Annotated in this window: 9 protein-coding genes and 1 pseudogene; 7 read left to right on the plus strand and 3 right to left on the minus strand. The window is 71.8% G+C overall.

Annotation, left to right across the window (positions count from 1 at the left end; translation table 11 throughout):
* The 6 genes from FGF04_RS12570 to FGF04_RS12595 form a co-directional block, all read left to right on the plus strand.
* Positions 1-364: substrate-binding domain-containing protein (locus FGF04_RS12570; RefSeq protein ID WP_188114064.1), on the plus strand; the 364-nt coding region annotated here is incomplete at its 5' end.
* Positions 365-570: 206 nt separating this feature from the next.
* Positions 571-1,590: an ABC transporter substrate-binding protein gene (locus FGF04_RS12575; protein WP_149511398.1), complete on the plus strand. Its 1,020-nt coding sequence runs from the start codon at positions 571-573 to the stop codon at positions 1,588-1,590.
* 134 nt (positions 1,591-1,724) lie between these two features.
* Positions 1,725-3,263, plus strand: a complete 1,539-nt coding sequence (locus tag FGF04_RS12580) for a sugar ABC transporter ATP-binding protein (RefSeq protein WP_149511399.1) — start codon at positions 1,725-1,727, stop codon at positions 3,261-3,263.
* Entirely contained in the window at positions 3,260-4,360 is a 1,101-nt protein-coding gene (locus FGF04_RS12585; protein ID WP_149511400.1) for an ABC transporter permease, read from the plus strand. The genes FGF04_RS12580 and FGF04_RS12585 overlap by 4 nt, the downstream gene beginning before the upstream one ends.
* Positions 4,357-5,382: a galactofuranose ABC transporter, permease protein YjfF gene (gene yjfF / locus FGF04_RS12590; protein WP_149511401.1), complete on the plus strand. Its 1,026-nt coding sequence runs from the start codon at positions 4,357-4,359 to the stop codon at positions 5,380-5,382. The genes FGF04_RS12585 and yjfF overlap by 4 nt, the downstream gene beginning before the upstream one ends.
* 159 nt (positions 5,383-5,541) lie before the next feature.
* Positions 5,542-6,954, plus strand: coding sequence for a family 43 glycosylhydrolase (locus tag FGF04_RS12595; protein ID WP_149511405.1), 1,413 nt, complete (start codon positions 5,542-5,544; stop codon positions 6,952-6,954).
* A gap of 39 nt (positions 6,955-6,993) precedes the next feature.
* Here FGF04_RS12595 and FGF04_RS12600 read toward each other — a convergent pair whose 3' ends face one another.
* Complete coding sequence (locus FGF04_RS12600) at positions 6,994-7,926, minus strand: EamA family transporter (protein WP_149511402.1); 933 nt, start codon at positions 7,924-7,926, stop codon at positions 6,994-6,996.
* A 68-nt stretch (positions 7,927-7,994) separates the two neighbouring features.
* Between FGF04_RS12600 and FGF04_RS12605 the strand changes: the two genes are divergently transcribed.
* Entirely contained in the window at positions 7,995-8,861 is an 867-nt protein-coding gene (locus tag FGF04_RS12605) for a LysR family transcriptional regulator (RefSeq protein ID WP_149511403.1), read from the plus strand.
* On the opposite strand, the gene FGF04_RS12610 is transcribed toward FGF04_RS12605, so the two are convergent.
* On the minus strand, positions 8,836-10,068 hold the full coding sequence (locus tag FGF04_RS12610) for an ABC transporter substrate-binding protein (protein WP_149511404.1): 1,233 nt from the start codon (positions 10,066-10,068) through the stop codon (positions 8,836-8,838). The two genes, FGF04_RS12605 and FGF04_RS12610, sit on opposite strands and share 26 nt — an antisense overlap.
* 65 nt (positions 10,069-10,133) lie before the next feature.
* Positions 10,134-10,778, minus strand: a pseudogene (locus FGF04_RS12615) (IclR family transcriptional regulator); the annotation flags it as partial.
* Positions 10,779-11,001: the final 223 nt, after the last annotated feature.

The raw sequence follows: 11,001 nt of genomic DNA on the forward strand, positions 1-11,001 counted from the left end.
GGGCTACCGGGCGGGCCAGGAACTGGCCGGCTGGGTGGGCCGGGGGCTGACCGCGGTCTTCGTTGCCAACGACCAGATGGCGCTGGGGGTGCTGCGGGCCCTGCGCGAGGCGGGCGTGCGCACCCCGCAGGACGTCGCGGTGGCCGGCTTCGACGACATCCCGGAGTCGGAGTTCTTCGCGCCGCCGCTCACCACCGTCCGGCAGGACTTCGCGGCGGTCGGCAAGCGCAGCATCGCCCTGCTCCTCGACCTGATCGAGGGCAGGGAGCCGTCCGGGGCGCTCCGCATCGCCGTCGAGCCCCAACTCGTCGTCCGCGCCAGCACGTTCCCGTACACCTCCGACCAGGGCGCCCCGCCCGCCTGACACCACCACCCGACAGCCGACCCCTCGCGTCACCCACCGCACACCCCTCTGTGACCGGTATTTCGAACAATGATCGGCAGGCTGGACACGCCGGACACGGACCGTACATCGAACCGGTACGGAACCGGACACGGCGAGTCCGCCCCGACGAGCACCGAGTGCGTACCAGCAGGCCCCCGAGGGCCCGCTCTTCAAAGGAGAAGAACATGCTCAACAGAAGGAACTTCCTCACCGCGGCGGTCGGCGTGGCGGTCGCGGGCGGCCTGGCGGCCTGTGCCAAGGAGGACGACAGCTCCTCCGGCTCCTCCGACTCCGGCAGCGGTGGCGGCGGTGGCAAGAAGATCACCCTGGGCTTCGCGCAGGTCGGTTCCGAGAGCGGCTGGCGCACCGCCAACACCAAGTCGGTCAAGGAGGCGGCCAAGGAGGCCGGTTACACCCTGAAGTTCTCCGACGCGCAGCAGAAGCAGGAGAACCAGATCTCGGCGATCCGCAGCTACATCGCGCAGAAGGTGGACGTCATCGCCTTCTCGCCGGTGGTCGTCACGGGCTGGGACGCGGTGCTCAAGGAGGCGAAGACCGCGAAGATCCCGGTCATCCTCACCGACCGCTCGATCAAGACGTCCGACGACTCCCTGTACGTCTCCTTCATCGGCTCCGACTTCATCGACGAGGGCCGCCGCGCGGGCAAGATGCTCGAAACGGTCCTGCAGAAGGCCGGCCACAAGGGCCCGGTGAAGATCGCCCAGTTGGAGGGCACCACCGGCGCCGCCCCGGCGCTGGAGCGCGCCAAGGGCTTCAAGGAGATCATGGACGCCGAGCACAAGGACGACTGGAAGATCGTCGTCAGCCAGACCGGCGACTTCACCCGGGCCGGCGGCAAGCAGGTCATGGCGGCCTTCCTCCAGTCCGACCCGGACATCAACGTGCTCTACGCCCACAACGACGACATGGCCCTCGGCGCCATCCAGTCCATCGAAGCGGCCGGCAAGAAGCCCGGCAAGGACATCCTGATCATCTCGGTCGACGGGGTGAAGGACGGCTTCGTCGCGATGTCCGAAGGCAAGATCAACGGCATCGTCGAGTGCAACCCGCTGCTCGGTCCCCAGCTGATGGACCTGGTGAAGAAGGCCGCTGACGGCGAGACGGTCGAGCGCCGCATCAAAACCAAGGAGGGCGACTTCCTCCAGGAGGAGGCCAAGGAGGCCCTTCCGACCCGCAAGTACTGACCCGCACCGGTCCGCGGGCTCCGGCCCGCGCGCACCGGCCGCACCCACCGCCGGGGAGCCTCCGCCCGGCCGAGCACGCCTCGGCCCAGGAGGCTCCCCGCGGGCCCGAACGAACATCCGTGAGGAGCGCTGCCATGGCAGAGCCGCTGCCCGTCCTGGAGATGACGGGCATAGTCAAAGAATTTCCGGGGGTACGGGCTCTGTCGGGTGTCGACTTCCGGCTCTTCCCCGGCGAGATCCACGCCCTGCTCGGCGAGAACGGCGCCGGCAAGTCCACCCTCATCAAGGTGCTGACCGGGGTGTACTCCCTGGACGGCGGCACCGTCACCCTGAACGGCACGCCCGTACGGTTCCACAGCCCCTCGCAGGCCCAGCAGGCCGGCATCAGCACGGTCTACCAGGAGGTCAACCTCTGCCCCAACCTGTCGGTGGCGGAGAACATCCTCATCGGCCGCGAACCCACCCGCTTCGGCCGCATCCAGTGGAAGCGGCTGCGCCGCGAGGCCGCCGAACTCGTGGACCGGCTCGGCCTGGACATCGACGTCGACGCGCCGCTGTCCTCGTACCCGCTGGCCGTGCAGCAACTGGTCGCGATCGTACGGTCGGTGGGCACCGGGGACAGCGACGGCCCGGGATCGGGCACCAGGGTGCTGATCCTCGACGAGCCGACCTCCAGCCTCGACCGCGACGAGGTCCTCGAACTCTTCGCCCTGATGCGGCGGTTGAAGGACCAGGGTGTGGCGATCCTGTTCGTCTCGCACTTCCTCGACCAGATCTACGAGGTCTGCGACCGCATGACCGTCCTGCGCAACGGCGCCCTCGTCGGCGAGCACCTGGTCCGCGACCTCGACCAGGTCGGCCTCGTCCAGCTGATGATCGGCAAGGCCCTCGACCAGCTGGAGGAACTGCACGACCACCAACTCCACGCCGACGTGGGGGAGTCACTGCTCACCGCGGACGGCGTCGGCCGGACCGGCCGCATCGCCCCCTTCGACCTGGAGATCAAGAAGGGCGAGGTCGTCGGGCTCGCCGGACTGCTCGGCTCGGGCCGCACCGAACTGGCCCGGCTGCTCTTCGGCGCCGACCAGCCCGACAGCGGCAAGGTCACCATCGGCGGCAGGCAGGTCCCGATGAGCGCCCCGAACGACGCCATCGCCGCGGGCGTCGCCTTCTGCTCGGAGAACCGCAGGGCCGAAGGCCTCGTACCGGACCTGACCGTGCGCGAGAACATCGTCCTGGCCCTGCAGGCCGCGCGCGGCTGGACCCGGCCCGTCCCCGCGGCCCAGCGCGACGAACTCGTCGCCAAGTACATCAAGGCCCTGGACATCCGGCCGGCCGACCCCGAGGCCCGGGTCGGGCAGCTCAGCGGCGGCAACCAGCAGAAGGTGCTGCTCGCCCGCTGGCTGATCACGCAGCCGAAACTGCTGATCCTGGACGAGCCCACGCGCGGCATCGACATCGGCGCCAAGGCCGAGATCCAGAAACTGGTGGTCTCGCTCTCCGAGGACGGCATGGCCGTGCTGTACATCGCGGCCGAGCTGGAGGAGGTGCTGCGGCTGAGCCACACCATCGGCGTGCTGCGCGACCGCAAGCTCGTGGCGAAGCTGGCCAACGGGCCCGAGATCACCCCCACCCGGATCCTGGAGACCATCGCGAGCGGAGAGCACCAGTGACCACCACGTCCCGATGGCGGGCGCTGAGCCGCCATCACCTGTTCTGGCCGGTCGCCGTGCTGGTCGTCCTGCTGCTCGTCAACGTCCCCTTCACGCCCGACTTCTTCTCGGTCAAGATGACGGACGGTCACCTCTACGGCAGCCTCGTCTCGATCGTGCTGTTCGGCTCGCCGCTCATCCTGGTCGCCGTCGGCATGACCCTCGTCATCGCCACCGGCGGCATCGACCTGTCGGTCGGCGCCGTCGTCGCCATCACCGGCGCCCTGACCTGTTCGTACATCAGCGACCAGGCCGACCAGGACGCCCTGTCCGGAGTGCTGCTCGCGATGGGCATCGGCCTGGCGGCCGCCGTCGTCTGCGGCCTGTGGAACGGCTTCCTGGTCGCCCGGATGGGCATCCAGCCGATCATCGCCACCCTGATCATCATGGTCGCGGGGCGCGGGGTCGCCCAGCTGATCACCGACGGGCAGATCATCACCGTCAACAGCGAGCCGTACAAGCTGATCGGCGGCGGCTACTGGCTGACGCTGCCCTTCTCCATCTTCGTGGTGGCCGCCGTGGTCGCCGTGACCGTGGCGCTGACCCGCCGCACGGCGCTCGGCCTGCTCGTCGAGTCGGTCGGCGGCAACGCCGAGGCCAGCCGCCTGGTCGGCATCCGCTCCCGGCGCATCAAGATCATGGTGTACGTGTTCTGCGCGTTGTGCGCCGGGATCGCGGGCCTGATGATCAGCTCCAACACCTCGGCCGCGGACGGCAACAACGCCGGCCTGTGGATCGAGCTCGACGCCATCCTCGCCGTGGTCATCGGCGGCACCTCGCTGCTCGGCGGGCGGTTCTCCGTCGGCGGCACGGTCGTCGGCGCGCTCGTCATCCAGACCCTCACCACCACGATCTACACCATCGGCGTGCCCACCCAGACCAACCTGGTCTTCAAGGCCGCCGTCGTCATCATCGTCTGCCTCATGCAGTCCCCGAAGTTCCGCGCCAAGGTCTTCGGCGGCGGCCGCTTCGGCGGGCGGCGGGGCGACCGGCAGGCCGCGACGCCGGCGGACACCGCCCCGGCGCCCGAGGCCGTACGCACCATGGAGGTGTCGTGACGACCACGACCACCCGCGAGCCCGCCGCGCCGGACAGCCGGACACCGGGCCGGGCCGCACGCATCCTCGCCGACCGCCGCCTGCCCGTCCTGGTGACGGCCGGGCTCTTCCTCGTCATGTACGCCGTCGGCCTCAGCCGGTACCAGAACTACGGGTTCGCCGAGACGCAGGTGTTCCTCAACCTGTTCATCGACAACAGCTACCTGCTGGTCGCCGCCGTGGGCGCCACCTTCGTGATCCTCTCCGGCGGCATCGACCTCTCCGTCGGCTCCGTCATCGGCTTCACCACCATGTTCACGGCCTGGCTGGTGGAGAAGCAGGGGCTGCCGATCGTGGTCGTCATCCCGATGGCGCTCGCGGTGGGCGCGTTCGGCGGCTACCTCATGGGCTACGTGATCCAGAACTTCGAGATCCAGCCGTTCATCGTGACCCTCGCGGGCCTCTTCCTCTTCCGGGGGCTGTGCCTGGTCATCAGCAAGGAGTCGATCTCCATCACCGACTCCACGGTGAGCAGCATGGCCCAGGCCCAGATCTCGCTGGGCGGCGGCTTCCTCTCCGTCGGGGCCGTCGTGTCGCTGGTGGTGCTGGGCGTGGCCTTCTACGTCCTGCACCACACGCGCTTCGGACGGCGGGTGTACGCCATCGGCGGCAACGAGCAGTCGGCGCTGCTGATGGGGCTCCCGCAGGGCGGCACGAAGATCGCGGTGTACACGGTGAGCGGGTTCTGCTCCGCGCTGGCGGGGCTGCTCTTCGCGCTCTACATCCAGTCCGGTGACCCGCTGCACGCCACCGGCCTCGAACTGGACGCGATCGCCGCGGTCGTCATCGGCGGCACGCTGCTGACGGGCGGGTCCGGCTACGTGGTGGGCACGCTGTTCGGCGTCCTGGTGCTGGGCCTGATCAAGAGCCTGATCCAGTTCGAGGGCACGCTGAGTTCGTGGTGGACGAAGATCGCGACGGGTGTGCTGCTGTGTGCGTTCATCCTGGTCCAGCGCACGATGACGTCCCGCCGCAGCCCATGACGGGGCCCGCGCCCCTGGCCACCCAGGGGCGCGGGGAACTGCGCGAGCAACCCCCACCGGCCCGCACCCGACGACGAAACCCCGTACCTCCCTGACCCGTACCTGTTCGGCATGATCGAGAGGCGACGAGCAATGAGACGTACGATCGCACGGACGGTCATGGCGCTGTCCGTCGTCCTGGCCGCACTGACCTCCGGCCTCGCGGCGGCGGCCCCCGCCTCGCCCGCCGTCACCTACACCAACCCCGTGGCCGCACAACGCGCGGACCCGCACGTCTTCAAACACACCGACGGCTACTACTACTTCACCGCCACCGTGCCCGCGTACGACAGGATCGTGATGCGCCGGGCCACCACCCTCCAGGGCCTGTCCACGGCCGCCGAGACGACGATCTGGACCAAGCACGCCAGTGGTGACATGGGCGCGCACATCTGGGCGCCCGAGATCCATCACATCGGCGGCAAGTGGTACGTCTACTTCGCCGCCGGGTCCACCGACGACATCTGGAAGATCCGGCCGTACGTCCTGGAGACGAGCGCCGCAAACCCGCTGACCGGGACCTGGACCGAGAAGGGCCGCATCGCCCTCCCGCTGGACACCTTCTCCCTCGACGCGACCACCTTCACCGTCGGCGGCACCCGCTACCTGAGCTGGGCGCAGAACGACCCGGCGGTCGGCGACGGCACCAACATCTACCTGGCCAGGCTCTCCAACCCCTGGACCGTCAGCGGCAGTCCGGTGATGATCTCCCGGCCCACCCACGCCTGGGAGAAGGTGGGCCACACCGTCAACGAGGGGCCCGCGGTGATCCAGCGCGGCGGCAAGGTCTTCATGTCCTTCTCGGCCAGCGCCACCGACAGCAACTACTGCCTGGGCCTGCTGACCGCCTCCGCCTCCGCCGACCTGATGAACCCGGCCTCCTGGACCAAGACCCCCACCCCGGTCTTCACCAGCAACACCGCCACCGGGCAGTACGGGCCGGGCCACAACAGCTTCACCACGTCCGAGGACGGGAGGTCCGACGTCCTCGTCTACCACGACCGCTCCTACAAGGACATCAGCGGCGACCCGCTCAACGACCCCAACCGGCGCACCCGTTACCAGAAGCTGTACTGGAACGCCGACGGCACGCCCAACTTCGGCATCCCGGTGGCCGACGGGGTCACGCCGGTGCGCTTCTCCTCGTACAACTTCCCCGACCGGTACATCCGGCACTGGGAGTACCGGGCGAAGATCGAGCCGAACGTCACCAACCTCGCCGACTCCCAGTTCCGCGTCGTGACCGGCCTCGCCGGCACCGGGACCGTCTCGCTGGAATCGGCGAACTTCCCCGGCTACTACCTCCGCCACCGGAGCAACGGCGAGGTGTGGGTGGACAAGAGCGACGGGAGTACGGGCTTCAAGGCCGACGCGAGCTTCTACCGGCGGGCCGGTCTGGCCGACGCGGCGGGCGTCTCCTTCGAGTCGTACAACCTCGCGGGCAGCTATGTCCGGCACTACGACTACCTGCTCGTCACCCAGCCGGCCGACACGGCGACGGCCCGCGCGGACGCCACCTTCTACGCCGAGTAGGGCGGCCCTTCGCCGGTGGGCGCGCGGGCCCCCGTGCGCTCACCGGCGGGAGGCGAGGACGCCGATCGCGTTCGCGGCCACCACGGCGCCGACGGCGGCCCAGTCCAGCGGCCCGAGGTGCTGACCGAGGACCACCCAGCCGACCAGACCGGCCAGCACCGGGTTGACGCTCATGAGGAGGCCGAAGGCCGGTGCGGGGACCCGGCGCAGGGTGAACATGTCCGCCAGGTACGGCACCGCGGAGGCGAGGACACCGGCGACGACGGCGTACGCGACGGCGGCCGGGGCCGGCGGGTCGCGCAGCGCCAGCACGACGCCGACCGGCAGGAACATCAGGGCGGAGACGGCCGCGGCGGCCGCGGAGCCCTGCGCGCCGGGGACACGCCGTCCCACCGTACGGTTGAGCAGGATGTACGCGGCCCAGCAGGCGGCGGCCAGCAGGCCGCACCCCATGCCCAGGTAGTCCGCGGACGGCTGGGGGCGCATCAGGGTGACGACGCCCGCCGCGGCGACCAGCGCGCAGCAGGCGTCCACCCGCCGGCGCGCGGCGCACAGCGCGATCGCAAGCGGCCCCAGGAACTCCAGGGTCACCGCGAGACCGAGCCCGACGCGGTCGACGGCGGTGTAGAGGGACAGGTTCATCGTGCCGAACACCAGGGCCAGCAGCAGGACCGGACCCCACTGGTGGCGGGTGAACGAGCGCAGGCGGGGCCTGGCGACCGCGAGCAGGACCGCCGCGGCCACGTACTGGCGCACGGCGACGACACCGAGCGGGCCGAGCACGGGGAAGGCCAGCGAGCCGACCGCCGCGCCGGTCTGGTTGGACAGGCCGCTGCCGAGCAGGATGAGCAGCCCGGCCGTCCGGCGGCCGTCCGGAGCGGACGTCGCGGGGACGGGAGTGGTCGGGGAGGCCAGGGAGGTCGGGGAGGTGTGCCGTGCGGGCGCCGTCGCGGGCGCGGGGGCTGCGTCCATGGTGCGATGCTGCGCCGGTTCCCCGCATACGCAAAATGCATCCGCCGAACCATCTATACGCTTGAGTCATGGATCTGGAGCTGCGGCAGTTGCGCTGCCTCGTCGCGATCGTCGACGAGGGCGGTTTCACCGACGCGGCCATCGCCCTCGGGGTCTCCCAGGCGGCGGTGTCCCGCACCCTGGCGTCCCTCGAACGCGCCCTGGGCGTACGGCTGTTGCGGCGGACCTCCCGTCAGGTGACCCCCACGGCGACCGGCCTGCGCGTGGTGGCGCACGCCCGGCGGGTGCTCGGCGAGGTGGAGGGCCTGGTCCGGGAGGCCGCCTCGGGACAGGCCTCGCTGCGCGTCGGGTACGCCTGGTCGGCGCTCGGCCGCCACACCCTGGCCTTCCAGCGCGGCTGGGCCGAGGCACATCCCGGAACGGAACTGGAACTGGTCCGCGTCAACTCCGCGACCGCGGGGCTCGCGGAAGGGATCTGCGAACTGGGCGTCGTGCGGCGGGCGTTGGACGAGCGGCGCGACGAGCGCCGTTTCGGCTCGGCCGTCGTCGGCCTGGAACGGCGGCTGTGCGCCCTGGCCGCCGACGACCCGCTGGCCCGGCGCCGGTCCGTCCGGCTCGGCGACCTCGCCGGACGCACCCTGCTCGTCGACCGGCGGACCGGGACCACCACGACGGAGCTGTGGCCGCCCGGGGCCCGGCCGGCCACCCGTGACACGCACGACGTCGACGACTGGCTGACCGAGATCTCCACCGGGCGGTGCGTGGGGGTGACCGCCGAGTCGACCGCGTACCAGTACCCGCGCCCCGGTGTGGTGTACCGGCCCGTGCGGGACGCCGAACCGATCGCCGTACGGCTCGCCTGGTGGCGGGACGACCCGCACCCCGCCGCACCGGCCGTGATCGAACTGCTCACGGCGCTCTACCGGACGGGCTGACCCCGCCCGCGCCGGTCCCTCCGTCCGGCAGCTCGTCGTGCCGGCCCAGGTACCGGAACCCGTCCTCCTCCACCCGGTAGAGGAAACCGGCCTTCTCGCCCAGGAGCTGGTGCCCCGCGCCGTCGAGGAACCGGATCTGCTTGGCGACGCCGTCGTAGGTGAGCCGGAACAGCCGTTCGGCGATCTGGCCCGGCATGACGTCGTCGCCGCCCCCCAGGTCCGCGATCGTACGGCTCACCAGGCCCACCGCGTCGTACGTCTCGGCGGCCCAGGGCGCCGGATCCGTGCCGTAGCGCCTGCGGTGGGCGGCCGTGAACCCCGCGGCGGCCCGGGACCCCGCCGACTGCGCCCGCGTGTAAGGGGCTTCGAACAGCCAGCCCTCGGCCGCCCGGCCGGCCTCGGTCAGGAAGAGCGGCCGCATCACGGGCTCGATCGTCATCCGCGGACCGGTGAAGCCGGCGTCCGCGAGGGCCCGGGCACAGGCCGCGCCCCGGTCCGGCGAGGTGCCCGCGTACACGATTGCCTGCGGGCCGGTCGCCAGCGCCGCGGCGACGACGGGTCCGAAGTCCGCGGTGTCCGCCGCGACGGGATGCACGGTGGTCCTGCCGCCCCGGCCGCGGCCGGGCGGCACCTCGCTCAGGTCGCGGGCGAGCTTGTTCGCCGTGGCGCCCGCCCGCCGGTCCTCCAGGACGGCGGTACGCGTGACGGGGCGCACCCGGTGCAGGTAGTCGAGGAGCGGCAGGTGCCGGTAGGTGCCGGGCGGCCGGGTCGCGCACAGGGTGCGCAGGTCGGCCGTCGAGAGCCTGGCGGCATCGATGTCGACCGACACCACCACCATGGGCAGGGACGCGGCGGCGTACACCGAGGACGCGGCCCGCGCGGTGGCCTCGGTCGTCGGCCCGATCACCGCCAGGACCGCGGAGTCGCCGGCGACCTCGCGGGCCGCGTCCCGGGCCCGCTCCGGTACCCCGCCGTCGTCCACGGTCCTGAGCGCGAGGGCGAAAGGGGCACCGGCACGGGCGTTGTGGGCCGCGACGGCCAGCCGCGCCCCGCGCTCGTGCGCCGTGCCGGTGGCCCGCTGCCCGCCGGTCAGTGCGGCGTGCAGGACGACGGTGCGGGTCGGCCGGGCGGCAGCCGGCCCGCCGGTGGTCCGGGTGCGGCGCGTCAGCCAGACGGCACCGCCGCCGCCGGCGGCGACCGTGACCACCGCGCCGGTGACGGCGAGGACGCGGCGCCGGGAGGGCGCGGGCCCGGGGGAGCCCGTACGTCCCTGTCCCGTACGGGCATCGAGAGGGCGACCAGGCCCGGCTCGATCAGCTGGTCGTCCAGGGCCCAGCCCCGCTCGCCCGCCCGGCGGGTGCGTTCCTCGAAGGTCTCGGGCTCGACCGCCTGTGTGGACTGTGCGGCCTGTGTGGGGGTCTCGCGCGGGGGGATCGCCGGGAAGCCGTGGTCCTGCGGGTCGGCGGCGCGGCGTTCGCGCCAGCGCGTCCAGTCCTCGGAGGTCCACCCGGTCGCGAACAGCGGGCCGGGCGCGGTGCGTTCGGCCGGCAGCAGGTCGCCGATGCGGAAGCTCAGCGACATCGCGCGGCGCCGGGTGGCCTGGTGGATGAAGCGGATGCCGTCGCGGTCGGCGACCGCGAGCGACACCGACTCGTCCAGCTCGTCGGCGAGGTCGTCGGCGCGGCCGTCCAGCAGGCGGGGGAGGCGGAGGGCGGCCAGATAGGCGTTGCCGAGTTCCATCAGCCGGGGGGCGAGGACGGCGTCGCGGCCGTCCAGGCGCAGGTACCCCATGCGGGCCAGGGTCGCGGCGATGCGGTCCACCGTGGAGCGGGCGAGGCCGGTCGTCCTCTCCAGGGAGCTGAGGCTCAGCGTGCCGCCGGCCTCGGTGAGGCGGTGCAGGACGGCGATGCCGCGCATCAGGGGGGTCACGGCCTCGTCGGGAACCGGGACCGGAACCGGAGCCGGAGCCGGGACGGAAGCCGGTCCCGCTCCTGCTCCTGCTCCCGGGACCGGAGCCGAGGCGGAGGCGACTGCGCCGGGCTCGGCGGGTGGTGTGAGGCGGGTCGGTGGCATGGCTCCCCAATACGGTGTGCGTCCACGGTAGTGCTCCGCGGGGCCGACCGTTCGGGAGGTACGGGTG

It is taken from the genome of Streptomyces apricus, assembly GCF_008369065.1.
Classification (GTDB): Bacteria; Actinomycetota; Actinomycetes; order Streptomycetales; family Streptomycetaceae; genus Streptomyces; species Streptomyces apricus.

Bases quoted from the DNA above. Each gene is read 5' to 3' on its own strand.
- FGF04_RS12605 (WP_149511403.1), top strand. From the start codon at position 7,995: ATGGATCTGGAGCTGCGGCAGTTGCGCTGCCTCGTCGCGATCGTCGAC.
- FGF04_RS12580 (WP_149511399.1), top strand. From the start codon at position 1,725: ATGGCAGAGCCGCTGCCCGTCCTGGAGATGACGGGCATAGTCAAAGAA.
- FGF04_RS12575 (WP_149511398.1), top strand. From the start codon at position 571: ATGCTCAACAGAAGGAACTTCCTCACCGCGGCGGTCGGCGTGGCGGTC.
- FGF04_RS12600 (WP_149511402.1), bottom strand. From the start codon at position 7,926: ATGGACGCAGCCCCCGCGCCCGCGACGGCGCCCGCACGGCACACCTCC.
- FGF04_RS12595 (WP_149511405.1), top strand. From the start codon at position 5,542: ATGGCGCTGTCCGTCGTCCTGGCCGCACTGACCTCCGGCCTCGCGGCG.